Origin of the sequence: Kitasatospora sp. NPDC057965, from assembly GCF_042887135.1 — a bacterium.
Classification (GTDB): domain Bacteria; phylum Actinomycetota; class Actinomycetes; order Streptomycetales; family Streptomycetaceae; genus Kitasatospora.
The window spans coordinates 26,773-52,037 of record NZ_JBHVPZ010000008.1; the positions used below are offsets into that span (position 1 = coordinate 26,773).

The window sequence follows — 25,265 nt, forward strand, 5'->3', positions numbered from 1 at the left end:
CTGGAGGCCTAGTGGTCAGTTCCAAGAGCCGCCGGACACCAGACCGGCGCACGTACGTTCTCGACACCAGTGTGCTCCTGGCGGACCCGCTCGCCATGACCCGTTTCGAGGAGCACGAGGTCGTCCTCCCGGTGGTCGTGGTGACGGAGCTGGAGGCCAAGCGGCACCACCCGGAGCTGGGGTACTTCGCCCGGCAGGCGCTGCGACTGCTCGACGACTACCGGATCCGCTTCGGCCGCCTCGACGAGCCGATCCCGGTCGGGGAGTTCGGCGGCACCATCAGGGTGGAGCTCAACCACTCCGACCCGTCGATACTGCCGGCCGGCTACCGGGCCGGTGGCGGCGAGGCCGACACCCGGATCCTGGCGGTGGCCCGCAACCTGCAGGCCGAGGGGTACGACGTCACCGTCGTCTCCAAGGACCTCCCGCTGCGGATCAAGGCGTCCTCGGTCGGCCTGCTCGCCGAGGAGTACCGGGCCGAGCTGGCGATCACCTCCGGCTGGACGGGCATGTCCGAGCTGCACGTGCCCGCCGACGACGTGGACGCGCTGTTCGCGGCCGGCCACGACGCCGGGGTGGACGTCGAGGGCGTCGCCGAGCTGCCGGTGCACACCGGGCTCGTGCTCACCTCCGAGCGGGGCAAGGCACTCGGCCGGGTGACCGGGGACGGCCGGGTGCGGCTGGTGCGCGGGGAGCGCGAGGCGTTCGGCCTGCGCGGGCGCAGCGCCGAGCAGCGGGTGGCACTGGACCTGCTGCTCGACCCGGAGGTCGGGATCGTCTCGCTGGGCGGCCGGGCCGGTACCGGCAAGTCCGCGCTGGCGCTGTGCGCCGGCCTGGAGGCGGTCCTGGAGCGGCAGCAGCACCGCAAGGTGATGGTCTTCCGGCCGCTGTACGCGGTCGGCGGGCAGGAGCTCGGCTACCTCCCGGGCAGCGAGTCGGAGAAGATGAGCCCCTGGGCCCAGGCGGTCTTCGACACCCTCTCGGCGGTCACCACCCCGGACGTGATCGAGGAGGTCATCTCCCGGGGCATGCTGGAGGTCCTGCCGCTCACCCACATCCGCGGGCGTTCCCTGCACGACGCCTTCGTGATCGTGGACGAGGCGCAGTCGCTGGAGCGCAACGTCCTGCTGACGGTGCTGTCCCGGATCGGCCAGGGCTCGCGGGTGGTGCTCACCCACGACGTGGCGCAGCGGGACAACCTCCGGGTCGGCCGGTACGACGGCGTGGTGGCGGTGGTGGAGAAGCTGAAGGGGCATCCGCTCTTCGCGCACATCACGCTGACCCGCTCGGAGCGTTCGCCGATCGCGGCGCTGGTGACGGAGATGCTGGAGGACGTCAACCCGTGATCCACCGATGTCCGGCGTTCCGGACATCAGCGGACAAAAGCATCAATTCCTAGCACGGAGCCCGTTCCTGAGGGAGCGGGCTCCGCCCTATTCATCACATCGAGTGCCTCGCGTTGGACGAACGCCGGTTCGGTGATTGTGACATCCGCCACGCAACGGGGAATTGCGTCGACAGGTCCCCGTGCGGCATGGTGAGGGTTCTGTCAGGCCCCGCGTACGGCATGGCAGGGCTTCCGGGAGACCGGGGGTCCGGCCCGGACGGTCCACCAACTCCGGTCGGTGGACGCACAATTGAAAACCGCGAGCCGTACGCCGCCCGATCGCAACGCCCGGTCGCCTCACCTCGGCCGGACGCCGGGTCAGTCCCTCCCGTGACCAGCACCGTACGGAGGGCCGCGTCAAGGGGCATCTTGCGCCCGTACGGTCACGCGTGGGCGATGCTGGAAGGAATCCATGTGACTCGGATCTCGGTCCGGGGAGTTGCTGTCGCCTCCGCCACCGCCGTCACCGCTGTCGGTGCCGTGGTGGGTATGGCGTCGGGCAGCGAGGGCAAGACGACGCAGACGGTCGATGTCGCCGGCGCGACGCTGCTTGCCGAAGTCCCCTCCGGCGCCCAGGCGCAGACCATCAGCGACAACATCGGCACGCAGGCATCCGCCCAGCAGGCCGCCGCCGACGCCGCCGCCAAGGCCGCCGCCGAGCAGAAGGCGGCCGAGGAGGCCGCCCGCCAGCAGGCCGCCGCCGAGGCGCAGGCCAAGGCCGACGCCGCCGCCAAGGAGGCCGCCGACGCCGCCGCCAAGGCCGAGGCGGAGAAGGCCGCGAAGGCCGCCGAGGAGAAGCGCAAGGCCGACGAGGCCGCCGCCAACCGCTCCAAGGCCCGCTCGGCGATGGCCGCCACGGACAGCACCGCGCCGTCCGCCCCGGCGGTCTCGGTCAGCCCCGGTTCGGTGCAGGAGCTGGCCCAGCAGATCATCGGCAACGACGCCCAGTTCCAGTGCTTCAGCCAGATCGTGAAGCGTGAGAGCGGCTGGAACTACACCGCCACCAACAAGAGCTCCGGCGCGTACGGCCTGGTCCAGGCGCTGCCCGGCTCCAAGATGGCCTCGGCCGGCGCCGACTGGCGCACCAACCCGGGCACCCAGATCAAGTGGGGTCTCGGCTACATGAACAGCCGCTACGGCAGCCCCTGCGGCGCCTGGTCGTTCTGGCAGTCGCACCACTGGTACTAGGAACACCCGGTACCGGGAACGCCGCCGCGGTGTCTCCGACTCGCCGACGGGCCGCGCCGCCCGTGTCGCGCTGACCAGTGCGCCCGCGGGCGGTGCGGACCCGGGTGCGGACGCGGGGACGGGGAGGGGTCCTGGTAGCTCCCCGCGCCGGCCGGTCCGCCGACAGTTGGCTCCGGGTTCCCGACCGACTCCTCCCCGCCACCGGGTGTCTGAAACCACCCGGGACATGCCGTTTTGCCCCGGAATCGGCCCCGAAGATCCCGCACGGATCGCGCCCGCGGGGCGGACTCACCGCGCCCCGGCCGGGTAGCGTCTTCCTGACGGCCGTGGCGGGACCCACGGCGTGCCGCCGCACCGGGCGGCTCCGGCGGGGAGAAGTGGTAGCGAGCATGGCGCGGGGCGGAAAGGCCTTCAAGGCCGTGGCCAAGGGCATGGCCGTGGCGGCGAGCGCGGCGGCCGTGATCGAGCGACGCCGGCGGGCCGCGATGGCGGCCGACTTCCACGAACCGCCGCTCGCCCCGGTGCCCCCGCCGTCCGGGCCGCTGCCGGTGGACCCGCTGCCGGGGCCACGGACCGAGGCCGCTCCGGTGGCGCCCGCCGTCCCCGCTCCCGCTCCCGCGCCGGCCCCGCCGTCCCCTCCGGTTCCCCCTCCCGTTCCCTCCCACGGGCACTTCGGCCGGCCCGCCACCCCCGCCGAGGCGGTGCCGTGGGGCCTGCGGGTCGCCGCCGAGTCCACCTGGCGGCTGCTGCTGCTCGGCGCCGCGCTGTACGTCGTCTTCTACATCGTCGACATGCTGCGGCTGGTCGCCTTCGCGGTGCTCGCCTCGCTGCTGATATCCGCGCTGCTGGAACCCACCGTCTCCTGGCTGCGCCGCCACGGCGTCCCGCGCTCGCTGGCCGCCGGCGGGGTGTTCATGAGCGGACTGGCCGGCATCGGACTGGTCGGCTGGTTCGTGGTCTGGCAGGTGACCACCAACCTGGAGACCGTCACCAGCAAGGTCAAGGCCGGTGTCGACCAGCTGCGGGACTGGCTGATCACCGGGCCGCTGCACCTGACCGAGCAGCAGATCACCGACTTCGCCAACCAGATCACCAAGGCGATCAGCACCAACACCGAGCAGATCACCTCGGCCAGCATCACCGGCGCGCAGATCGCCGTCGAGGTGCTGACCGCCGTCCTGCTCGCCTTCTTCACCACCTTCTTCCTGCTCTACGACGGCGAGCGGATCTGGAACTGGGCGCTGCGCGGTCTGCCCCGGCACTCCCGCTACGCGATGGCCGGCGCCGGCCCGAAGGCCTGGGCCACGCTCACCGCCTACGTCCGCGGCACCGTCTGCGTGGCCTTCATCGACGCGGTCTGCATCGGCACCGGCATCCAGCTGCTCGGGGTGCCGATGGCGCTGCCGCTCGCCGTGATCATCTTCCTGGGCGCCTTCGTCCCGCTGGTCGGCGCGCTGGTCACCGGGACGGTCGCGGTGCTGATCGCGCTGGTCACCACGACGCCGTGGACGGCGCTGATGGTGCTGGTCGTCCTGATCGCCGTCCAGCAGATCGAGGGTCATGTGCTCCAGCCGCTGATCCTCGGCCGCGCGGTGCGCGTCCACCCGCTCGGCGTCGTGCTCGGCGTGGCCGCCGGCTCCATCATCGGCGGCATCGGCGGCGCCATCGTCGCCGTCCCCCTGATCGCCGTCACCAACACCGTGGTCACCCACCTCCGCCGCCGCAACGAGGCCGGCCAGGCCGTCTTCACCGCCCTCGAGGCCGCCCGCGAAGCCGCCACCCGCCCCCCGGCCCCCTGATCCGCGTGGACGGGCCCCTCCCCGGGGCCCGTCCACGGTCGTCCGGTCAGCGCGCGGCGAGCACCGCACCCCAGATCAACGCACCCATGCAGCCGATCAGCGCGCCGTTCGCCACCAGCGCCGACTTGGTCGTTCGCGCCCACCGCCGGGCCGGCGTCACGGCCAGCAGCACCCAACTCAACAGGCCGCCCGCCGCCGGCCCGATCAGTGGCAGCAGAACCACCCGCGCGGCCCGGTCCACCGTCCAGTCCTCGTCCCGCCCGAACAGCGAGAGGAGTGAGGCGATCGCGACCCACCCGCCCACGGCGAGTCCCACCAGCACCCAATAGACCACGGCGAGCCTCGCCCACCCGCTCCCGGCGTGTGAGGGCCGCCGAGGCGGAACGGGCCTCTCACCGGACCGATTCATCGACCGCCACCCTCCGCACCTGGTCCGCGTGCCGACTGACGACTGCCCCGATGTTGTTCACGGACGTCCTGTCGTCCGACGAGTCGAGGACGGCCTTCGTCTCCCTCGGTATCAGCGCGGCGATCTCGGCCGCTGTGCGTCCGGCTGCCTGTAGTTCCTCAGGTCGCACCTGGAACCCTGCGTTCCCCCCCTGCGCCGGGCATGTGGTCCTTCCTCTCCTCTGGGAAGCGTGTTCGGTTCGGTTCGGACTGTAGCCGGGGAGGGCGGCGGATGTGGGGGGAATGCCGGTACGCGAACGGGCCCCTCGCCGGGACTCGGGGGAGTCCGGGGGAGGGGCCCGTTCGGGGTGGTGCGGGTCAGGCGGTGACGGTCGCGAGGGCGGCCTCGGAGTCGAGGACACCGGCGACGGCCTGGAGGACCGCGGCGATCTTCATCGAGGCCTGGACGACCTCGCGGTCGACGCCGGCCTTGCGCAGGACGGCCTCGTGGGAGTCGAGGCACTGGCCGCAGCCGTTGATCGCGGAGACGGCGAAGCACCAGAGCTCGAAGTCGACCTTCTCGACGCCCGGAGTGCCGATGATGTTCATCCGCAGACCGGCCCGCATGCTGCTGTACTCCTTGTCGGAGAGCAGGTGCAGCGTCCGGTAGTAGACGTTGTTCATCCCCATGATCGCGGCCGCGCCCTTGGCGGCGTTGTACGCCTCCGGGGAGAGGTTGGCCTTGGCCTCCGGCTCCAGCTCGCGCAGGACGGCGGGGCTGCGGGTGGCCATCGCGCAGGAGAGGACGGTGCCCCACAGCTGCTGGGCGGGGAGGTCGGAGTTGCCGATGACCGAGCCCAGGTTGAGCTTGAGGTCCTTGGCGTAGTCCGGGAGGGCGGACTTCAGGTCGTCGAGGGCCATGGATCAGCCCGCCAGGAGGGCCTGGGCGTCGAGGGTGTCCTCGCCCTTGTTCCAGTTGCACGGGCACAGCTCGTCGGTCTGCAGGGCGTCCAGCACCCGCAGGACCTCCTTGGGGTTACGGCCGACGGAGCCGGCGGTCACCATGACGAACTGGACCTCGTTGTTCGGGTCGACGATGAAGACGGCGCGCTGGGCGGTGCCGTCCGCGTTCTCGACGCCGCAGGCGCGCATCAGGTCGTGCTTGATGTCGGCCAGCATCGGGAACGGCAGGTCGTTGAGGTCCTTGTGGTCCTTGCGCCAGGCGTGGTGCACGAACTCCGAGTCGCCGGAGACGCCGAGGATCTGGGCGTCGCGGTCGGCGAACTCCTCGTTCAGCTTGCCGAACGCGGCGATCTCGGTCGGACACACGAAGGTGAAGTCCATCGGCCAGAAGAAGACGACCTTCCAGCCCTTCTGGTCCTCCGAGGTGTAGTCCTTGAACTCCAGCTTGTCGGCGGACGGGCCTTCCACGCCCTTGAGGTTGTAGGCCGGGAACTGGTCACCGATCGTCAGCACGTTAGCTTCTCCTGTGAGGGGTGGGGAGTTTGTCCGGTTTGCGGAACGGGTTCCACCATTCCACATCGTGGACTGATCAGGGAAATAGCTACACTCGATGTGTCTGATCGGAGAGAGTTATCAACAGTCCCACGCCCCCCTCCCGCCCCGCCCGTCGCAGGGCTCCCGCCCGCAAACCCGAGGCGACTGTGGCGAACGCCACCTCGCGCAGCCCCCGGACGCCCACGGTCGCCCAGCTCAGGGCCTTCGTGGCGGTGGCCGAGCACCGGCACTTCCGGGAGGCCGCCGCGGCCACCGGGACGAGCCAGCCGGCGCTCTCCGGGGCGGTCGCGGCGCTGGAGGAGTCGCTGGGCGCGCAGCTCGTCGAGCGTACGACGCGCCGGGTGATGATCACTCCACTGGGGGAGCGCGTACTGGAGCACTCGCGCCGGGTGCTCGCCTCCCTGCAGGCCCTCACCGAGGAGGTGGAGGCCGCCCGCCGCCCGTTCACCGGACCGCTGCACCTGGGCGTGATTCCGACCGTCGCGCCCTATCTGCTGCCGACCGTGCTGCGGCTGGTCCGCGACCGCTACCCGGAGCTGGAGCTGCACGTCCACGAGGAGCGGACGCCCTCGCTGCTGGAAGGGCTGGCCGCCGGGCGGCTGGATGTGCTGCTGCTGGCGCTGCCGGCCGGTGGGAGCACGCCGACCCGGGACATCCCGCTGTTCGACGAGGACTTCGTCCTGGTCACCCCGCCCGACCACGAGCTGGCCGGCCGGGCCGACGTGCCGCGCGACGTGCTGCTCGACCTGGACGTGCTGCTGCTGGAGGAGGGCCACTGCCTGCGCGACCAGGCCCTCGACATCTGCCGCGAGGTCGGCGCCGACCCGGCCGGCTCCACCACCCGGGCGGCCGGCCTGTCGACCCTGGTGCAGCTGGTGGCCGGCGGCCTGGGGGTGACCCTGCTGCCCGCCACGGCGCTGGACGTGGAGGCGGGCCGCGCCGACCGGCTGGCCGCCGTCCGCTTCGCCGCGCCCGCGCCGGGCCGCCGGATCGGCCTCGCCACCCGGCCGGGCTCGGCCCGCAGCGCCGAGTACGACCGCTTCGCCGCCACGCTGCGCGAGGTGCTGGCCGAGCTGCCGGTCCGGATCGTCGAGCCGTAGGGCGCGTCCTCAGACCCCGGCGGGGGCGCCGAGGCAGAGGCCGACCGTGGTGGCGACCAGCAGGTCGAGCGCCCGGCGGGACTCCTCCTCGGGGTCCTCGCCGGCGGCCTTGAGGACCAGGTAGCGGTCGGTCAGCCCGTTGAAGCCGGCCAGGAAGTACACCGCGATCTCCTGCGCGGGCAGCGTCAGCGGCTGTTCGTGGGCGGCGGCGAGCCCGGTGAGGAGCTCGGCGGCGGTGGCCTCGATCTCGTGCTGGACCGCCCGCATGATCTCCTGCAGGTCCAGGTCGCGCAGCGCCATTGCGGAGAACTCGGTGATCAGGGCGCACCTGCCGCGCTCGCCGACGGCGCTGTCCCACAGGGCGTAGACCATCGTGCGGACCTGCTCGCCGAACGGGCCCTCGTCCGGCGCGGACGCCCGCACCTGGCCGATGAAGTCGGCGGTCAGCTGCTCGACGACGGCCCGGTAGAGGTCCTTCTTGGTGCCGAAGGTGTAGTGCACCGTCGCCTGCGCCACGCCCAGCTCGGCCGCGATGGCGCGGGTGCTGCCGGCGGCCACGCCCTCGCGGGCCATCAGGTCGATGGCGGCCTGGATGAGTTGGGGGCGCCGTTCGGCGGCCGGGACATGAGCCATTGGGCCAGGGTATCGCCATGTTCGCACAACTGGATCGATCGATTGCGTCACACGCTCTCGTCGATTGACTTTGTCACGCGACTAAGTTGCGCGTACGGTGGTGCGGACGACTGGGCGACGAGCCCGGAACGACCCGACCCGAAGGTGACGCATGGCCACCTACCTGTACCGCCTGGGCCGCCGCTGCTTCCGCCGCAGGCGTACCGTGCTCGCCGTCTGGCTGGCCCTGCTGATCGCCGTCGGCGGCGCGGCGGCGGCCTTCGGCGGCGCGACCTCCGAGGAGTTCAAGGTCCCCGGCACCGAGGCCCAGACGACCCTGGACCGGATCAAGGGCACCTTCCCCGAGCAGGGCCACGGCTCCGCCCAGGTGGTCTTCGCCACCGAGGCGCCCGGCGGCATCGCCGCCCCCGAGACCGCCAGGGCGGTGGGCGAGGCGGTCACCCGGATCGCCGCCGTCCCGGGCGTCGCGGGCGTCCCCGACCCGTACGCCACCGGCGCGCTGTCCCCGGACGGCAAGGTGGCGCTGGGCCTGGTCTCCTTCGACGGCAAGCTCGGCGACATCACCGACCAGCAGCGCGACGCCGTCCGGGCGGCGGCGGACCCGGCCCGCGCGGCCGGGGTCACGGTCGCCTTCGGCGGCGACGCCTACAACCAGATGGCCCAGGTGGACGGCGGCGAGGCGATCGGACTGGTGGTGGCCGGGCTGGTCCTGGTGATCACCCTGGGCTCGCTGGTCGCGGCCGGGCTCCCGTTGGCCACCGCCCTGATCGGCGTCGGCGTCGCGATGGCCGGCGTGCTCACGGTGGCGGGCTCGTTCGAGATCATCTCCACCGCGCCGGTGCTGGCGCTGATGGTGGGCCTCGCGGTCGGCATCGACTACGCCCTGTTCATCCTCTCCCGGCATCGCCGCCACCTCGCCGAGGGGCTGGAGCCGGAGGAGGCCGCCGCCCGCGCCAACGCGACCGCCGGCAGTGCCGTGGTCTTCGCCGGGCTCACCGTCGTGGTCGCCCTGGCCGGCCTGGCCGTCGCCGGGGTGCCCTTCCTGACCGTGATGGGCCTGGCCGCCTCCGGCGCGGTCGTCGTCGCGGTGCTCGTCGCGATCACCCTGCTGCCCGCCCTGCTCGGCTTCGTCGGCCGCGGCATCGACCGGCTGCCGGTCTGGCGGGGCGCGCTGCGGACCGGCGGGCGCACGACGCTGGGCGAGCGCTGGGCGGGCTTCGTGGTGCGCCGTCCGCTCACCGTCCTGCTGGCCGGCCTGGCCGCGCTGGTCGCGCTCGCCGTGCCCGCCGCGAGCCTGACCCTCGGCCTGCCCGGCGGCGGCTCGCAGGCCAAGGGCACCGACGCCCGTACCGCGTACGACCTGGTCGACCGCAGCTTCGGCCCCGGCTTCAACGCCCCGCTGGTGGTCGTGGTCGACGCTGCGGACGCCGCGCAGCCGGAGCAGGCGGTGCAGGGCGTGGCGGGCCGGCTCGCCGCCCTGCCCGGCGTGCAGACGCTGCTCCCGCCGCAGCTGGACCAGCCGAGCCGCACCGCGCTCGTCCCGGTGATCCCGAAGACCGGCCCGGACCACGCCGACACCCGGCAGCTGGTCACCGACATCCGCGACCAGCGGGACGCGATCCAGGACGGGACCGGCGCGCGGATCGACGTCACCGGCACCACCGCCGCCAACATCGACGTCTCCGCCAAGCTCTCCGACGCGCTGCCGCCGTTCGTCGCGGTGATCGCGGGCATCGCCCTGGTGCTGCTGGCGCTGGCCTTCCGCTCGATCCTGGTGCCGCTGAAGGCGGTCGCGGGCTTCCTGCTCTCCATCACGGCCTCGCTCGGCGCCGTCGTCGCGGTCTACCAGTGGGGCTGGCTGGACGGTCTGATCGACGTGCCGAAGGTCGGCCCGGTGGTCAGCTTCGTGCCGATCCTGCTGATCGGCGTGCTGTTCGGGCTGGCGATGGACTACGAGCTGTTCCTGGTCTCCGGGATGAAGGAGCAGTACGTGCACGGCGCGGCTCCGCGCGAGGCGGTGGTGGCCGGGGTGAAGAACGGCGCCCGGGTGGTCACCGCGGCCGCCCTGATCATGATCGCGGTCTTCGGCTCGTTCGTCTTCGGCCACGACCCGATCGTCCAGCCGATCGGCTTCGCGCTCGCGGTGGGCGTGCTGGTGGACGCCTTCGTGGTGCGGATGGCCCTGGTGCCGGCCGCGATGACGCTGTTCGGCCGGGCCGCCTGGTGGTTCCCGAGGAGCCTGGACCGGGTGGTGCCGCGGGTGGACATGGAGGGCGAGCAGCTGATGGCCCGGCTGGAGTCCACCGGGGGCGACGCCGCCCGGGACGCGAAGGAGCCCGCGCGGGTCTGACCCGATCGCGAGGGGCCGCCCCGGCGAACCACGCCGGGGCGGCCCCTTCGCGCGTCACGGCGGGCGCGTCACGGCGTGCGTGTCATAGCGGGGGCGTCATGGCAGGCGCTGCTCGAACCAGACCACCTTGCCGGTGCCCAGCCGGGTCGCGCCCCAGCGCTCGGCGCACCGGGCCACTATCTGCAGGCCCCGCCCGCGCTCGTCCTCCGGCCCGGTCCGGCGGGGCCGGGGCAGCAGCGGACTGTCGTCGCCGACCTCGCAGCGCAGCCGGGTGGTGCGGACCAGGCTCAGGGTCACCGGGCGGGTGGCGTGCTGGACGGCGTTGGTGACCAGCTCGCTGACCATCAGTTCGGTCGCCTCGGACAGCTCCTCCAGCCCCCAGCGGCGCAGGGTGTGCGCGGCCAGCCGGCGCGCCCGCCCGGGGGTCTCGTTGCGCGGCTGGAGGTACCAGTGCGCGACGTCCCCGGCCGGGATGCCGTCGAAGCAGGCGGCCAGCAGCGCGATGTCGTCGCCCCGGTCGCCGGGCGGCAGGATCCGCAGCGCCTCCTGGCAGAGGTGCTCGGGCGCGTGCCGCTGGGCGCCGGCGAGCCGGGCGCGGAGCAGTTCGAGGCCGTCGCTGAGCGGCCGGTTGCGGGTCTCCACCAGGCCGTCGGTGAACAGCAGCAGGGCCGAACCGGGCGGGGCGGGCAGTTCGACGGAGGAGAAGTCCACCCCGCCGACGCCGATCGGCGCGCCGGCCTCCAGGTCGAGCAGCTCGGCCGCGCCGTCCGGCCGGACGAGCACCGGCGGCACGTGCCCGGCGTTGGCGAGCACCACCCGGTTGGCGATCGGGTCGTAGACGGCGTAGACGCAGGTCGCCAGGTGCTGTTCGCGGCCGAGCCGCTGGGCCTGCTCGTCCAGGTGGTAGAGCACCTCGTGCGGCGGCAGGTCGAGCGCGGCCAGGGTCTGCGCGCTGGTGCGCAGCTGGCCCATGATGGCCGCCGAGGTCAGCGAGTGGCCCATCACGTCGCCGACGATCAGTGCCACCCGGTTGCCGGGCAGCGGCACGGCGTCGTACCAGTCGCCGCCGACCTGGGCGCCGCGCTCGCCGGGCAGGTAGCGCTGGGCGAGTCGGACGCCGTGCGGCTGGGGCAGGCGCAGCGGCAGCATGCTGCGCTGGAGCTCGTTGGCTATCTCCCACTCGCGGGCGTAGCGCAGCGCGGTGTCGACGGCCAGCCCGGCCTGGGTGGCGAGGTGGGCGGCGGTGGCGGTGTCGGTGGCGTCGAAGCCGGGCCGGCCGCTCTTGGCGGACGGGCGCCGGATCAGCACCAGCAGTCCGAGCACGGCCTTGCGCCCGCGCAGCGGCAGGGCGAGCACCGAGGTCCCGGGGCTGAGCCGGGCCAGGCCGCGGGCACCGTACAGCTCGCGCAGCAGCTCGGTGGTGCGGGCGCTGCCGCTGTCCTCGGCGGCGCCGAGCACCACCGGTTCGGCGGGGCGGCGGCTGAGCAGGGTGTGGGCGAGCGCGCCGCCGCGGGTGACCGGGGTGGCGGGGCCGGGGTCGGCGGTGGAGCGGGCGCCGTACCGGCTGCCGTAGCGGTCGCGCCGGTCGTCGCCGGCCGGGCGGCCGCGCCGGCCCAGCCGGGTGCCCTGGCTGTGGTGGATCCGCAGCTGCTCGGGGAAGCCGGGCTCGCGTTCGACGTTGGGCAGCGGGTCGCGCAGGTGGACGACGGCGGCGTCGGCGAGGGCGGGGACGAGCACCCGGCCGGCGTTGCGCAGGGTGGCGGCCAGGTCGAGCGCGCTGTTGATCCGCCGGGTCGCGGAGTCGAGGTAGGCCAGGCGTTCGGGGACCTGCTCCGGGGGCGAGGACGGGCGGCGCGGGGTCGGCAGGGCAGGCGGCTGTCCGGCCTCGGGTTTGAGCTGGTCGCGCACGGGTGCCTGTCCTGGGATCGGTACGGTCTGTGGTCTGTCGGGGGACTGCCGGGGACTGCCGGGGACTGCCTGGGCCTGCGGTCCGGCCCGTCAGCCGGTCCGCCGGCAGTGGAGGAAGAGCTGCTCCTCCGGCGGCAGCGAGGTGCTGGCGGGCACGTACGGGCGGCCCTCCCGCTCCTCGACCACGAACCCGGCGGCCAGCAGGACCCGTTCGAGATCCTCCCGCAGGTACCCGCTGATCCGCAGCTCCCGGCCGAGGAACGGCAGGGGAGCGTGGTCGAGGTCCGCCTCGACCATACCGAGCGCCAGCAGCCCGCCGGGCCGCAGCAGGGTGTGCAACCGGCCCAGCACGGTGGGGATCTCGTCCTGGGGGAGCAGGATCAGCGAGAAGAAGGCGGTGACCGCGTCGAAGCTGCCCCGCCCGGCGGGGCCGAGCCGCGGCAGGTTCCAGGCGGAGGCGGCGCGCTCGGTGGCGAGGTCGTACATGTCGATGCGGTGCAGGGCTGGCGGGTGCGGCCCGGGGTGACGGGCCTGCCGGGCCAGGGTCAGCATGACGTCGGAGAGGTCCACCCCGGTGACCCGCATCCCGGCCTCGGTCAGCTGGCGGACGGTCGGCTCGCCGTTGCCGCAGCCGACGTCCAGCACGGTGGCGCCCGGCTCCAGTCCGGCCAGCAGCCGGCGCCCGCAGGCCAGCTGGCCGTCCTTCGAGGGGAACGCCTCGGCGTAGCCGGTGCCGATGGTGTCGAAGGCGACCGCCTGGAGGGCGCGTTCGGCCCGGCGGCGCAGGACGTCGGACCCGTCGTCGCCACCCGCGTCCTCGTCGACGGGGAACGGATCCGATATCTGTCCGGTCGTCACGATTGAGAGGCACCTTTCGGCCGGGCCTCCGGTCGGCCGGACGAGGCGCGAGGCCGGACCGCCGTCTCCTCCCGGCGCCCGCGCTGCCCCGCCGGCCCGCTGCCGGTGGCGGTACGTCACGCTCCCCGCGTCACAATGACTGCATTGCCACGCTGACTGCACGCTGACACTTTGCACAGACTCTTTGCACAGAGACACTCTGCACTGCGGGAGCGCCGCCGCGCTGCCTTTTCCGGATTGCTCCACCGGAGAAGTGCACTCGTGTGTGTACTGGCCTCCGAGAATATGCGTGATCACTCCGCCATGGGGTCCGTTTCCGGCCAACTCGTGGCGGTTGGCCGGTGCCGTACCCCCGTCCGGAAGCACGGGGCGCGGGCCGGGGTGGTGCGGCCGGTCCCCGCACGCCGTGCGGTGGGCCGTCGGAACCGTCCCGACCTGCGGTTCCACCCGTCCCGGGGGCCGACTATCGGGCGTTTATCGAACGTCAATCGGGCCGGTGCACAGTGGTGTCCAGCGCCGGGGAAGCGTTGAAGGCGTTCCCGCAGCCGGGGGGCTGCGGGAGCGCCGGACGCTCACGGGGGAAGGCCTCCACGGGGGACACGGGGGAGCGGAGGCCTCACGGCGCGGGGGGAGAGAGGGGCTCGGTGTGCTGCTGGGAGATGAGGTTCGCCACGGGGGAGGCCTCGGGCACACCGAGCCGGATGAAGATGGCGTGTGCCTCGCGCAGACACGCCAGGCCGCGCGCGGGCTGGGCGAGGGCGAGCAGAGCCTCGCCCAGCGCGGCGTCGGCCAGGCCCTGGCAGTAGGCGGAGTCCATCTCCAGCCCGATCGCCAGCGACTCCTCGGCGGCCTCGGCGGCCTCGGCCTGCTGGCCGGCGACGAGCAGCGCGGAGGAGAGCCGGGCCAGGGTGTAGCCCTCGCGCAGCCGGTTCTGCTGCGACCGGTAGAGCCGGTGGGACTCGCGCAGGTGCTCGGCGGCGGTCGCGGGGTCGTCGGCGGAGGAGAGGACGACGCCGAGCTGGTACAGGGTGTCGGCCAGGCAGGGGCCGTTCTTGGAGGCGCGCGCGGTGGCGACCGCCTCGGTGACCGAGCGGACGGCCGTCTCGACCATGCCCAGGCCGAGTTGGGCCCGGGCCATGTTGCCGAGCAGACGTGCCTCGCCGATCGGCGCGCCCACCACGCGGCTGATGGCGAGGGCCTGCTCGAAGAACGGCAGCGCCTCGGCGGGCCGGTTCGCGAGGCTGAGGACGATGCCGAGGTCGTTGGCCGCCATGCTCCGCAGAACGGTCATGTCGTTCGCGTCCTGCAGACCGAGGCTCGTGCGGAGCGAGTGCTCGGCGCCCTGGAAGTCGTTGGTGATCGACCGCAGCGTCCCGAAGGCGAAGTGGATCCGGGCGAGCGCCGCCGAGTCCCCGTACCGTCCGGCGTTCTGCTCCGCCGCTTCCAGCATGCGGCGCACGCGGGCCCCGTGGGTCGGGTCCTCCACCAGACTGCCGAGGATGATCAGCAGGTCGACGGCGGGTCGCAGCAGCGGGCCCGGGCCCTGGACCGCGGCCTCGACCGAGCTGAGCAGCAGCGCGGTCTCGGTCCGGAGCCACTCCCGGGCGAACGCGTTGGTGATCAGTGCGATGCCGGTCGAGCCGGGCACGTTGAGCGGCTCCGGCAGCTGGTCGTCGGGCTCGATGGCCTGCGCGGCGTTGCGGACCGTCGCCAGCAGCAGGTCGAGCAGCCGCAGCACGGCGGCCTGCTGCTCCTCGACGTCCCCCACCCGCTCGTTCTGCCGCTGCGCGTAGAGCCGGAGCAGGTCGTGGTAGCGGTAGCGGCCCGCGGAGAAGGTCTCCAGCATGTTGGCCTCGACGAGCCCCTCGGCGAGGTCCTCGGCCTCGGTCTCGTCCACGCCGAGCAGGGCCGACACCGCCGACAGCGGCAGGTCCGGCGAGTCCACCACCGAGAGCAGGCGGAAGGCCCGGGCCTCGGCGGGGGAGAGCTGTCCGTAGCCGAGCCCGATGGTGGTTTCCACGGCGAGGTTGCCGAGCTGGAGCTCGTCCAGGCGCCGGCGCTGATCGGCTAAGCGGCGGGCGAGGTCCGAGACGCTCCAGCGCGGACGGCTGGCGAGCCGGGCCGCGGCGATCCGGACGGCGAGCGGCAGGAAGCCGCAGGCGGTCACCACCGCCATGGCCGCCTCCGGTTCGGCGGCGACGCGCTGCTCGCCGACGATCGCGGAGAACAGCGCCAGCGCCTCCTCCTCGGTCAGCTCCTCGACGTCCACCAGGTGCGCGCCGGGGATGCCGGCCAGCCGGGAGCGGCTGGTGGCGAGCACCGCACAGCTGGAGACCCCGGGGATCAGCGGCCGGATCTGCTCGGCGTCCTGGGCGTTGTCGAGCAGGATCAGCATCCGCCGGCTGGCGAGCAGCGAGCGGTAGAGCGCGGCGCGCTGCTCCAGCGAGTCCGGGTTGTCGGTGACGCCCAGGGCGTGCAGGAAGTCACCGAGCACCACCGCCGGGTCGGCGGGCGAGGCGCCGGCGCCGCGCAGGTCCACGTAGAGCTGGCCGTCCGGGAACTCCGCGCGCACCCGGTGGGCGACGTGCACGGCGAGCGTGGTCTTGCCGACGCCGCCGATGCCGGCCAGCGAGGTGACGACCACGGCCTGGCCGGTGGCGTTCATCAGCACGGCCGAGAGGTCGGCGACCATCTCCGTGCGGCCGCTGAAGTCCGAGACATCGGCGGGCAGTTGGGCCGGAGCGGGCGGGGCGGCCGGCTCCTCCTCGCGGGCGACGGCGGGCGGTGCGGGCGCGGTGGGCAGGGTCAGCGCCGGGTCGGCGGCAAGGATCCGGGAGTGCATGGTGGAGAGCCCGGCGCCCGGTTCGACGCCCAGCTCGTCGATCAGCAGCTTGCGGGTGTCGGTGTAGACACCGAGCGCCTCCGCCTGCCGGCCGCAGCGGTACAGCGCGAGCATCAGCAGTTCGCGCAGCCGCTCGCGCAGCGGGTGCTCGGCGGTGAGCGAGTTCAACTCGCCCACCACGTCGGCGTGCAGGCCGATGTCGAGGGCGAGCGCGCACCGCTCCTCGGCGACCGCGACCTGCCGCTCGGCCAGCCGCAGCCGCTGGGCGTCCGCGTACGGGCCGGGGACGCCGGTGAGCGGGCGGCCGGCGAACAGCGCGAGCGAACGGAGCAGCAGCCGGTGGGCGCTGTCCAGGTCACCGGTGTTGCGGGCGGTCGCGGCCTCGGCTGCGAGCTGCTCGAAGACCGTCATGTCCAGGGCCCCGCCCGGGATGTGCAGGGCGTAGCCGTCGGCGACCGAGACCAGGAACTCGGCGGGCCGCCGCACCTCGCGGCGCGGTTCGATGACCGTGCGCAGCCGGGAGACGTAGGTGCGCAGCGCCGCCACCGCCTGGGCGGGCGGGCGCTCGCCCCAGAGTCCGTCGACGAGGTCCTGCGTGGTGACCGGGCGCCCGGCGTGCAGCAGGAGCATGGTCAGCACGGCCTGCTGCTGCGGCGAACCGAGGGCGAGCTGCCTGTCGTCGAGCCAGGCCTGGACCGGACCGAGTACCTGGAAGCGCAGCGCCGGTGCGGGCGGCGTCTCCCGCAACTCCATGTGGTCCCCCGATGGCCTGGTGTCGATTTCCCGGTAGGGCGCTCGGCGGTTCCGCCCTTGTGGTGGCATCAGCTTAGGCGGGGGCCCGACTCTGCCGGACGGCACGGTCAGCCGCACGTTGTTTATCGGACATTTAATCAAGCCTACGATACTGAGCCCGCGCCCCCGCCAATCCGGTGGGGCGGAACACTGTTTGATGACCGAAAGGCGGCCCACGCATGGCCAACGACCAGAGTGAGTCCCCCGCGGTGAGCGTGCAGGCCGACGAGGCCGTCGAGGGCGCGGTCGCCGCGACCTCCGACGCGGCCGGCTACGCCGAGCCCTCCGCCGACCGGAAGGCCGACCTGGAGGACGACTTCTTCGGCGACGAGGCCCAGTACGTGGTGGAGACCGAGGTTCCGGCCGACGGCGGGGCGGCCACCGAGCGCGAGCCGCAGGGCGTCATCTCCAGCCACCCGTAAGCACGTCGTACCAGCGGTTCCAGGGGGGAACGCTTGACCAGGCTCCGTCGTCTCGCGGTCGTCGCCGTCTCGACGATCGTGGTGACCACCGGCTACCTCGTGACGGCCACCGGCGCATCCGCTGGTGTGATCACCGGTCACCCGTAGCCCATCCAGCACCCGTGTGCCCCGCACTCCGCCGTCCCGGTGGTGCGGGGCGCACGTCGTGGGGGGCGGGGGATTAGGTGGGAAATACGGGTATTCGGGAATTCTGATCGTGCGCCGATGATGGTCGACGGGCCGCCGGGAAAGCGGCCCGGTTCGCGTCCGGTGGCCGGAACTCGCCGGTGCGCTTGCCCGCCGGGGCGGGCATCAGGCCGCGTGGGCGGCCGAGGGCCCGGCCCGCCGGGCGGGCCCGGTCCGTCCGGCCGGCTCGGCCGCGGCGGCGCTCTCGCGGGCCGCCCCGCCGCCGGCCGGGGCCGCGGGGGTGACGTGCTCGGGGCGGGCGGTCCACTCGCAGCCGCCCTCGGGCGGGCGGAGGTAGTGCTCCCCACCGATGGTGTCCATGTAGATGCCGGTACGCCCGGTCCTGGTGTCGAGGACCGGTTCCCCCACGCGCGGCCGGTAGGCCGCGGCGGCGCGCTTTCGGATGCTCACCGCGCTGCTCCTTGCTGCTCCGGTGCGGGCGCGGCGACGGTGGTGGCCGGCCCTGGTCGCTGTCGTGGCTTGGCTTGGTTCGGCTCTGCTCGGCGACTACCCAGCATCTCTAGAGAAGCTAATATCTCTAGAGATGTCAACGGTCGAACCGGTCCTATCGGCTTACCGCAGACCGAAGGCGCGCCTACGATTTCCGGCGAGGGACGAGGGAGACGGCGATGGTCGGCAGCAGCAACGGCGAGAAGCAGCCCAAGTACCAACGGATCGCTGACACGCTGAAGGCGGCCATCGACGCCGGCGAGTACCGCCCGGGCGACCGGCTCCCCGGCGAGAACGACCTGATGGACACCTACGGCGTGGCCCGGATGACCGCCCGCCAGGCGCTCGGGGTGCTGCAGAGCGAGGGCATCGCCGAGGCCCGCCGCGGGGCGGGCGTCTTCGTCCGCGACTTCCGGCCGCTGCGCCGGCGCGGGATCCAGCGGCTCGCCCAGGGACAGTGGGGCTCGGGCCGCTCGATATGGTCGGCCGACATCGACCGCCGCAGCCTGGTCGTCGACCAGGTCACGGTCACCGAGCAGGGCGCGCCGGAGCACGTGGCCCGGGTGCTCGGAGTCGACCCGGGCGCGCCGATGTGCGTGCGCCACCGGCGCTTCGTGCTGGACGGCAAGCCGGTCCTGCTGTCGACCTCCTACCTCCCGGCGGGCCTGGTCGCGGGCACCGCGATCACCCGCGAGGACACCGGCCCCGGCGGCACCTACGCCCGCCTCGCCGAGATCGGCGCCAAGCCGGTGCACTTCCGCGAGGAGGTCCGCTCCCGGATGCCGAGCGCCGAGGAGGCCACCCGCCTCGAACTCTCCGCCGGCACCCCCGTCATCCTCATCTGCCGCACCGCCTTCGCCGACGAGGGCCAGGTCGTCGAGCTGAACGAGATGACCCTGGACGCCGCCTCCTACGTCCTTGAGTACGACTTCGACGCCTGAGCGCCTGACCGGCTGCCCGCGCCACCCGTCGTGGTGGCGGGGCCGCGAGGACCTTCACCCACCCCGCCGAACGGGCCCGCCCCGGGCGCGGTGGTGCGGCCGGGGCGGGGGTGGTGCCGGGATGGGGCGGGGCGGACTACTCCTTGGAGCGGACGCGCAGGCTGGTGATCAGCGGGCCCTCGGTGGTCTCGCGGAAGAAGTCGTTGCCCTTGTCGTCGACGACGATGAAGGCCGGGAAGTCCTCGACCTCGATGCGCCAGACGGCCTCCATGCCGAGCTCGGCGTACTCCAGGACCTCGACCTTCTTGATGCAGTCCTGGGCGAGGCGGGCGGCCGGGCCGCCGATGGAGCCGAGGTAGAAGCCGCCGTGCTGGGCGCAGGCGTCGGTGACCTGCTTGGAGCGGTTGCCCTTGGCCAGCATGACCATCGAGCCGCCGGCGGCCTGGAACTGGTCGACGTAGGAGTCCATCCGGCCGGCCGTGGTGGGGCCGAAGGAGCCGGAGGCGAAGCCCTCGGGGGTCTTGGCCGGGCCGGCGTAGTAGACCGGGTGGTCCTGGAGGTACTTGGGCATGCCCTCGCCGGCGTCCAGGCGCTCCTTGATCTTGGCGTGCGCGATGTCGCGGGCGACGACCAGGGTGCCGGTGAGCGAGAGGCGGGTCTTCACCGGGTACTTGGAGAGCTCGGCGCGGATCGCGGACATCGGCTGGTCGAGGTCGATGCGCACCACGCCGTCGTCGCTCCCGGCGGAGCCGCTGACCAGCAGGGCCTCGTCGGTGGTGTCCGGCAGGTACTTCGCCGGGTCGGTCTCCAGCTGCTCCAGGAAGACGCCCTCGGCGGTGATCTTGCCGAGCGCCTGGCGGTCGGCCGAGCAGGAGACGGCCATCGCGACCGGCAGCGAGGCGCCGTGGCGCGGGAGGCGGACCACGCGCACGTCGTGGCAGAAGTACTTGCCGCCGAACTGGGCGCCGATGCCGATCTTCTGGGTCAGCTCGGTGACCTTGGCCTCCAGCTCCAGGTCGCGGAAGCCGTGGCCGGTCTTCGCGTCGCCGGAGGTCGGCAGGTTGTCCAGGTAGTGCGCGGAGGCGTACTTGGCGGTCTTCAGCGCGAACTCGGCGCTGGTGCCGCCGATCACGATCGCCAGGTGGTACGGCGGACAGGCCGCGGTGCCCAGCGAGCGGATCTTCTGCTCCAGGAACGAGAGCATGCCGGCCTCGTTCAGGATCGCCTTGGTCTCCTGGTACAGGTACGACTTGTTGGCCGAGCCGCCGCCCTTGGCCATGAAGAGGAACTTGTAGGCGTCGCCGTCGGTCGCGTACAGCTCGATCTGCGCCGGCAGGTTGTTGCCGGTGTTCTTCTCGTCCCACATGGTCACCGGGGCCATCTGGGAGTACCGCAGGTTCAGCTTGGTGTACGCGTCGTAGACGCCGCGCGCGATGGCGGCCTCGTCGCCGCCCTCGGTGAGCACGTTCTGGCCGCGCTTGCCCATGACGATGGCGGTGCCGGTGTCCTGGCACATCGGCAGGATGCCGCCGGCCGAGATGTTGACGTTCTTCAGCAGGTCCAGCGCGACGAAGCGGTCGTTCGGGCTGGCCTCGGGGTCGTCCAGGATGCGGCGCAGCTGGGCGAGGTGGGCCGGGCGCAGGTAGTGCGAGATGTCGTGCATCGCCTCGGCGGTGAGCAGCCGCAGGGCCTCGGGCTCGACCTGCAGGAACGTGCGTCCGCCGGCCTCGAAGGTGGAGACGCCTTCGGAGGTGAGCTTGCGGTAGGGGGTCGGGTCAGCGCCCAGGGGGAGCAGGTCGCTGTACTCGAAGTCCGGCGTGGGAGCCATGGGGGCGGTCCTTAGGTGTCCAGTTGTGCCGGTGTTCCGGCTGCGTCGGCGAAGCACCCTGGAGGGGCGAAAGCACCCTCAAGGGTAGGACCCGGCGATTTCCCGCACGCGGGAAGGTCCGCCTGCGTGACCAGGGTCACCCGGGGCTTGCCCCGGTGACTAGGCTTGCCCTCGTGGACAACTCGCCGTCGAAGGACCCGCAGGACCAGCGGATGGACGATCAGGGGCAGCGGCCCGTACCGATGACCAAGCCCGCGGCGGCGCCGCCCGCACCGCCCGCGCACGCCCCGGTGGCGCAGGCCGAGATGCGGGCCTCGGACGCCGATCGCGAACGGGTCGCGGAGCTGCTGCGCGATGCCTACGCCGAGGGGCGGCTGGACGTCGAGGAGCACGCCGAGCGGATCGAGGCGGCCTACGCGGCCAAGACCCTGGGCGAGCTCGTGCCGCTGACCCGGGACCTCCCGGTGCACCGCGAGATCTCCTTCGAGAAGCCGCCGCTGGGCGCCCCGGAGCCGGCGGCCGGCCCGCGGCCGGAGGGCCCGGTGCGGCTGCCGGCCCGCAACGAGGCGCCGACCATGCTGGCGGTCTTCGGCGGCTCGTCCCGCAAGGGCCGCTGGCGGGTGGGCTCCCACCTGCGGGCCGTGGCGATCTTCGGCGGGGTCGAGATCGATCTGACCGACGCCGTGTTCGAGTCGCCCGAGGTGGTGATCGACGTGGTGGCGATCTTCGGCGGGGTGGAGATCAAGGTGCCGGAGAACGTCAGCCTGCACGGCGGCGGCGTCGGCATCTTCGGCGGCTTCGACGTCAAGGAGCAGACCGCGGCCGACCCGTACGCGCCGGTGGTGCGGGTGAAGGGCACCGCGGTGTTCGGCGGGTGCGAGGCCAAGCCGCGCCGGGGCAAGAAGCTCAAGGAGTGGGTGCGCAAGCAGCTCGGCGCCGACTGAGCCGCGCACGGACGACCGGCCCGCTGCCCGGCCCGGGAGGCGACTCCCGGCCGGGCACTCGTCATGGCGCCGAGTGCACGCTGTAGTCGGTTGCGTGCAGTGTGCATGAATCGCTCGGGCATGGGGTAGTTCCTCTGGCACATCGCTTCTTGTACGGCTGCGTACCGGAGGCGGCCTGAGGCCGGCCCGGGGGTGTGAACGGGGGCCCGCAGCTGGGCAGGGGAGCGAGCTTCCCCGTGTCCGAGAGCCTCGTCAGGAGTACGGCCGTGCTGCATCCGATCGAGTCCCGCACCACCTCGTCCGCCGTCCCCGCGCCGGCCGCCCCGTCTCCGGTCGCGCGGCCGTCCGCCGCCGCCTCGCCGGTGGTCGCGGCCCAGCTGCTGGAGCGGCGCCCGGCCCCGCAGCCGGCGGGTGAGGACAATCCGTGGCACACCGCCGCGGCCTGTCGGCGGGACGAGGTGGGCCTGTTCTTCGCGCCGTCCAAGGAGCCGACCGCAGCCCGGCTGTCGCGCGAGGAGCAGGCGAAGCAGGTGTGTGCCCGGTGCCCGGTGCTGCTGGACTGCCGGGAGCACGCGCTGGCGCAGCCCGAGCCGTACGGGGTCTGGGGCGGACTGACGGCGGCCGAGCGCCGGGTGGTGCTGGCACGTCGCCGCCGCCGGGACGCCGAGCTGCGCGAGGCGGCCAGGGTGCCGGCGTCGCGCGGCCGGATCGCGGGCTGACCCGGCGCGGGCCGGGGGCGAGCAGACCGCCCGCGGTCTCGGCGAAGGGGGATTTCGCCGAGACCGCGGGCCGAGTCGTGCCTTCGGACCCCTGGGTCCGGGTCAGTTGGCGCGGTCGAAGTCGATCGCGCTGTAGGCCCGCAGCTTGGACAGCTTGTGGGTGGAGTCGATCTGCCGGATGGTGCCGCTCTTGGAGCGCATCACCAGCGAGCTGGTGGTGGCGGTCTCCTGGCGGTAGTGCACGCCGCGCAGCAGCTCGCCGTCGGTGATGCCGGTGGCGACGAAGAACACGTTCTCGCCGCTGACCAGGTCGTCGGTGGAGAGCACCCGGTCGAGGTCGTGCCCGGCGTCCAGGGCCTTCTGGCGCTCGGCCTCGTCCTTGGGCCAGAGCTTGCCCTGGATCACGCCGCCCATGCACTTCATCGCGCAGGCCGCGATGATGCCCTCGGGGGTGCCGCCGATGCCCATCAGCAGGTCCACGCCGGTGCCCTCGCGGGCGGCCATGATGGCGCCGGCGACGTCGCCGTCGGAGATGTACTTGATCCGGGCGCCCGCTTCGCGGATCTCCCGGACCAGGCCCTCGTGGCGCGGGCGGTCGAGGACGACCACGGTGACGTCCTCGACGGCGATGCCCTTGGCCTTGGCGACCCGGCGGATGTTGACGGCCGGCGGAGCGGTGATGTCGACGAAGTCGGCGGCCTCCGGGCCGGCGACCAGCTTGTCCATGTAGAAGACCGCGCTCGGGTCGAACATGGTGCCGCGGTCGGCGACCGCCAGGACGGCGACCGCGTTGTTCATGCCCTTGGCGGTGAGGGTGGTGCCGTCGACCGGGTCCACCGCGACGTCGCACTCGGCGCCGGTGCCGTCGCCGACCCGCTCGCCGTTGTAGAGCATGGGCGCCTCGTCCTTCTCGCCCTCGCCGATGACGACGATGCCGTTCATCGAAACGGTGGAGACGAGGGTGCGCATGGCCCGGACGGCCGCGCCGTCGGCGCCGTTCTTGTCGCCCCGGCCGACCCAGCGGCCGGCCGCGAGCGCCGCGGCCTCGGTGACCCGGACGAGTTCGAGCGCGAGGTTCCGGTCGGGAGCCTCCGGCGCGACCTCCAGGGCACTGGGCAGGTGGTGCGGGTACTGCGTGGTCATCGTCGTTACCTCTCTGTACGCGACGGCCAGTGAGCGCCCGACTACTGCCTGGTCGAACGCCGTGGTGAGGGTGTTGCGATCGTATCTGCCCCCGGGTCGGGTGTCTGTGGCGCGGTCCCCCCGCGGGGACGGGAGCGGCAGGTTCCGAGGCCTTCACCCGGACGTGGACACCCCGGGTGGGCGGGCGCGCGTCGGCATGAGTCACCATGTGGGGGTGGCTGGAGAGAGCAAGGGCATGAGGGGCCGGCAGACGGTGCGGGACATGATCCTGTCGATGCTGGCGGTCGGCGTCGTGGTCTGGGTGGGGTACCTGTTCCTGCCGCACGACGCGGACGGCGACGGCGTCCGCACGGTCGAGTACAAGGTGGCCGCGGCCTCCGCCAAGCGGGCCGCCCCGTACCCGCTGCTCGCCCCGGAGGGCCTGCCCGCGCAGTGGCGGGCCACCTCGGTGACGTACAACCCGGCGGAGCTGAGCAACGGCAAGGGCAACGCCTGGCACCTGGGCTTCGTCACCCCCTCCGGCCAGTACGCGGCCGTGGAGCAGAGCGACGCCAAGCCGGAGGACATGCTCAAGGCGGCGGTCTCCGACGCCAAGCCGGACGGCACCGTGGACGTCGCCGGGCAGACCTGGGAGAAGGTGCAGGGTCCCAAGGCGCGGGCGCTGACCGTGCGGTCCGGCGGGGCGACGACCCTGCTGACCGGCACCGCCTCCTACGAGGAGCTGGCCGAGCTGGCGCAGGCGCTGAAGTAGCCCGGAACGCGAAAGGGCCCCGCACACGCCGTACGCCGTGTGCGGGGCCCTTTCGCGGTGTCCGGGGCGCTGGGGCTCAGACGGTGGTGACGACCTCGTCGAAGGCCAGGCGCGGGGAGCGCGGGTACCAGGCGCCCTCGCCCGGCTTGCCGATGTTCACGACGGCCAGCACCGAGTGCTCGCCGTCGGCGAAGAACTCCTTGTTGATGCCCTCGGCGTCGTAGCCGGTCATCGGGCCGGCGGCCAGGCCGGCGGCGCGCACGCCGATGATGAAGTAGCCGGCCTGCAGGGCGCCGTTCATCGCGGCCGAGGACTCGCGGACCGGGCGCTCGGAGAAGAAGTCCTTGGCACCGGGGAAGTGCGGGAAGACGGTCGGCAGCTCCTCGTGGAACTCGTTGTCCACGGCGAGGATGGCGGTCAGCGGGGCGGAGGCGGTCTTGGCCTTGTTGCCGTCGCCGAGGTGCTGTACCAGGCGCTCGCGGGCCTCGGCCGAGCGGACGAGGACGACCCGCAGCGGCTGCTGGTTCATCGCCGTCGGGCCGAACTTCACGAGCTCGTAGATGGCCTGGACCTGCTCGTCCGAGACCGGCTCGTCGGTGAAGGTGTTGGCGGTGCGGGCCTCGCGGAACAGCAGGTCCTGGGCGGCGGCGTCGAGAACCAGGGCGTCGGTGGTCATGTCTGTGCACCTCGGGGGAGGAAGGAACGGTGGGGTCCGTCTGTCGGTGAGCGGCCGGGGCCGATCACTGACTCCCAACATAGATGAACATTCAACTGTTCCCCTACTCACTGTGACCTGTCTCACCCCCCCGCGCGTCACCCCTGCGGCGGAGCTCCCTCCTCGGCGGCCAGCGCGGCGTCCAGCCGGGCCCGCGCGCCGTCCAGCCAGCGCTGGCAGACCTTCGCCAGCTGCTCGCCGCGCTCCCACAGCGCCAGCGACTCCTCCAGCGAGGTGCCGCCGTTCTCCAGCTGCCGGACCACCTCCAGCAGCGCGTCCCGGGCGTGCTCGTAGCCGAGCGCGTCGTCCGGGGTCGGGGTCTGCACGGGGGACGCCGTCGCGTCCTGCTCCTGATCTGCCATGGC

Annotated in this window: 22 protein-coding genes; 10 read left to right on the forward strand and 12 right to left on the reverse strand. The window is 73.1% G+C overall.

The window, feature by feature from the left end; genetic code table 11:
- The first annotated feature begins 11 nt into the window (after positions 1 to 11).
- The 3 genes from ACFVVU_RS12355 (at position 12) to ACFVVU_RS12365 (ending at position 4,374) form a co-directional block, all read left to right on the forward strand.
- Positions 12 to 1,346, forward strand: coding sequence for a PhoH family protein (locus ACFVVU_RS12355; RefSeq protein WP_380680179.1), 1,335 nt, complete (start codon positions 12 to 14; stop codon positions 1,344 to 1,346).
- Positions 1,347 to 1,801: 455 nt separating this feature from the next.
- The gene (locus ACFVVU_RS12360) at positions 1,802 to 2,575 is read left to right on the forward strand and encodes a lytic transglycosylase domain-containing protein (protein WP_387789618.1); all 774 of its coding nucleotides are present in this window, start codon (positions 1,802 to 1,804) and stop codon (positions 2,573 to 2,575) included.
- Positions 2,576 to 2,964: 389 nt separating this feature from the next.
- On the forward strand, positions 2,965 to 4,374 hold the full coding sequence (locus ACFVVU_RS12365; RefSeq protein ID WP_380680184.1) for an AI-2E family transporter: 1,410 nt from the start codon (positions 2,965 to 2,967) through the stop codon (positions 4,372 to 4,374).
- A 46-nt stretch (positions 4,375 to 4,420) separates the two neighbouring features.
- On the opposite strand, the gene ACFVVU_RS12370 is transcribed toward ACFVVU_RS12365, so the two are convergent.
- The 3 genes from ACFVVU_RS12370 to ACFVVU_RS12380 all read right to left on the reverse strand — a co-directional run bounded on the left by ACFVVU_RS12370 (position 4,421) and on the right by ACFVVU_RS12380 (position 6,237).
- Positions 4,421 to 4,690, reverse strand: a complete 270-nt coding sequence (locus tag ACFVVU_RS12370; protein WP_387789620.1) for a hypothetical protein — start codon at positions 4,688 to 4,690, stop codon at positions 4,421 to 4,423.
- Positions 4,691 to 5,139: 449 nt separating this feature from the next.
- Positions 5,140 to 5,682: an alkyl hydroperoxide reductase gene (locus ACFVVU_RS12375; RefSeq protein ID WP_380680187.1), complete on the reverse strand. Its 543-nt coding sequence runs from the start codon at positions 5,680 to 5,682 to the stop codon at positions 5,140 to 5,142.
- 3 nt (positions 5,683 to 5,685) lie between these two features.
- A complete protein-coding gene (locus ACFVVU_RS12380; RefSeq protein WP_380680190.1) occupies positions 5,686 to 6,237 on the reverse strand; it encodes a peroxiredoxin in 552 nt (183 codons plus the stop codon).
- A gap of 188 nt (positions 6,238 to 6,425) precedes the next feature.
- Here ACFVVU_RS12380 and ACFVVU_RS12385 point away from each other — a divergent pair, with 188 nt between their 5' ends.
- Entirely contained in the window at positions 6,426 to 7,379 is a 954-nt protein-coding gene (locus ACFVVU_RS12385; protein WP_380680193.1) for a LysR substrate-binding domain-containing protein, read from the forward strand.
- 9 nt (positions 7,380 to 7,388) lie between these two features.
- Here ACFVVU_RS12385 and ACFVVU_RS12390 read toward each other — a convergent pair whose 3' ends face one another.
- On the reverse strand, positions 7,389 to 8,012 hold the full coding sequence (locus tag ACFVVU_RS12390; RefSeq protein ID WP_380680196.1) for a TetR/AcrR family transcriptional regulator: 624 nt from the start codon (positions 8,010 to 8,012) through the stop codon (positions 7,389 to 7,391).
- A 151-nt stretch (positions 8,013 to 8,163) separates the two neighbouring features.
- On the opposite strand from ACFVVU_RS12390, the gene ACFVVU_RS12395 reads away from it, so the two are divergent.
- A complete protein-coding gene (locus tag ACFVVU_RS12395; protein WP_387789623.1) occupies positions 8,164 to 10,362 on the forward strand; it encodes an MMPL family transporter in 2,199 nt (732 codons plus the stop codon).
- A 96-nt stretch (positions 10,363 to 10,458) separates the two neighbouring features.
- On the opposite strand, the gene ACFVVU_RS12400 is transcribed toward ACFVVU_RS12395, so the two are convergent.
- The 3 genes from ACFVVU_RS12400 to ACFVVU_RS12410 form a co-directional block, all read right to left on the reverse strand.
- A complete protein-coding gene (locus tag ACFVVU_RS12400; protein ID WP_380687262.1) occupies positions 10,459 to 12,270 on the reverse strand; it encodes a SpoIIE family protein phosphatase in 1,812 nt (603 codons plus the stop codon).
- 90 nt (positions 12,271 to 12,360) lie between these two features.
- A complete protein-coding gene (locus ACFVVU_RS12405) occupies positions 12,361 to 13,056 on the reverse strand; it encodes a class I SAM-dependent methyltransferase (RefSeq protein WP_387789821.1) in 696 nt (231 codons plus the stop codon).
- 688 nt (positions 13,057 to 13,744) lie between these two features.
- The gene (locus tag ACFVVU_RS12410) at positions 13,745 to 16,723 is read right to left on the reverse strand and encodes a BTAD domain-containing putative transcriptional regulator (protein ID WP_380687264.1); all 2,979 of its coding nucleotides are present in this window, start codon (positions 16,721 to 16,723) and stop codon (positions 13,745 to 13,747) included.
- A 218-nt stretch (positions 16,724 to 16,941) separates the two neighbouring features.
- On the opposite strand from ACFVVU_RS12410, the gene ACFVVU_RS12415 reads away from it, so the two are divergent.
- The gene (locus ACFVVU_RS12415; protein ID WP_387789624.1) at positions 16,942 to 17,184 is read left to right on the forward strand and encodes a hypothetical protein; all 243 of its coding nucleotides are present in this window, start codon (positions 16,942 to 16,944) and stop codon (positions 17,182 to 17,184) included.
- Between the two features lie 351 nt (positions 17,185 to 17,535).
- Here ACFVVU_RS12415 and ACFVVU_RS12420 read toward each other — a convergent pair whose 3' ends face one another.
- Positions 17,536 to 17,820 carry a hypothetical protein gene (locus ACFVVU_RS12420; protein WP_380714708.1) on the reverse strand — a complete coding sequence of 95 codons (285 nt, stop codon included), beginning with the start codon at positions 17,818 to 17,820 and terminating at the stop codon, positions 17,536 to 17,538.
- A gap of 218 nt (positions 17,821 to 18,038) precedes the next feature.
- Here ACFVVU_RS12420 and ACFVVU_RS12425 point away from each other — a divergent pair, with 218 nt between their 5' ends.
- Positions 18,039 to 18,800 carry a GntR family transcriptional regulator gene (locus tag ACFVVU_RS12425; protein WP_380688668.1) on the forward strand — a complete coding sequence of 254 codons (762 nt, stop codon included), beginning with the start codon at positions 18,039 to 18,041 and terminating at the stop codon, positions 18,798 to 18,800.
- Positions 18,801 to 18,936: 136 nt separating this feature from the next.
- On the opposite strand, the gene ACFVVU_RS12430 is transcribed toward ACFVVU_RS12425, so the two are convergent.
- Positions 18,937 to 20,628: a fumarate hydratase gene (locus ACFVVU_RS12430; protein WP_380688670.1), complete on the reverse strand. Its 1,692-nt coding sequence runs from the start codon at positions 20,626 to 20,628 to the stop codon at positions 18,937 to 18,939.
- A gap of 212 nt (positions 20,629 to 20,840) precedes the next feature.
- On the opposite strand from ACFVVU_RS12430, the gene ACFVVU_RS12435 reads away from it, so the two are divergent.
- Positions 20,841 to 21,572, forward strand: coding sequence for a DUF1707 domain-containing protein (locus tag ACFVVU_RS12435; protein ID WP_387789822.1), 732 nt, complete (start codon positions 20,841 to 20,843; stop codon positions 21,570 to 21,572).
- A gap of 362 nt (positions 21,573 to 21,934) precedes the next feature.
- Entirely contained in the window at positions 21,935 to 22,291 is a 357-nt protein-coding gene (locus tag ACFVVU_RS12440; protein ID WP_355370030.1) for a WhiB family transcriptional regulator, read from the forward strand.
- A 102-nt stretch (positions 22,292 to 22,393) separates the two neighbouring features.
- Here ACFVVU_RS12440 and glpX read toward each other — a convergent pair whose 3' ends face one another.
- Positions 22,394 to 23,434 carry a class II fructose-bisphosphatase gene (glpX, locus tag ACFVVU_RS12445; protein WP_355369950.1) on the reverse strand — a complete coding sequence of 347 codons (1,041 nt, stop codon included), beginning with the start codon at positions 23,432 to 23,434 and terminating at the stop codon, positions 22,394 to 22,396.
- Positions 23,435 to 23,648: 214 nt separating this feature from the next.
- Between glpX and ACFVVU_RS12450 the strand changes: the two genes are divergently transcribed.
- The gene (locus ACFVVU_RS12450) at positions 23,649 to 24,185 is read left to right on the forward strand and encodes a DUF4245 domain-containing protein (RefSeq protein ID WP_380690101.1); all 537 of its coding nucleotides are present in this window, start codon (positions 23,649 to 23,651) and stop codon (positions 24,183 to 24,185) included.
- Between the two features lie 76 nt (positions 24,186 to 24,261).
- On the opposite strand, the gene ACFVVU_RS12455 is transcribed toward ACFVVU_RS12450, so the two are convergent.
- Entirely contained in the window at positions 24,262 to 24,861 is a 600-nt protein-coding gene (locus ACFVVU_RS12455) for a malonic semialdehyde reductase (protein WP_355369954.1), read from the reverse strand.
- A 137-nt stretch (positions 24,862 to 24,998) separates the two neighbouring features.
- Entirely contained in the window at positions 24,999 to 25,262 is a 264-nt protein-coding gene (locus ACFVVU_RS12460; RefSeq protein WP_380683840.1) for an exodeoxyribonuclease VII small subunit, read from the reverse strand.
- Positions 25,263 to 25,265: the final 3 nt, after the last annotated feature.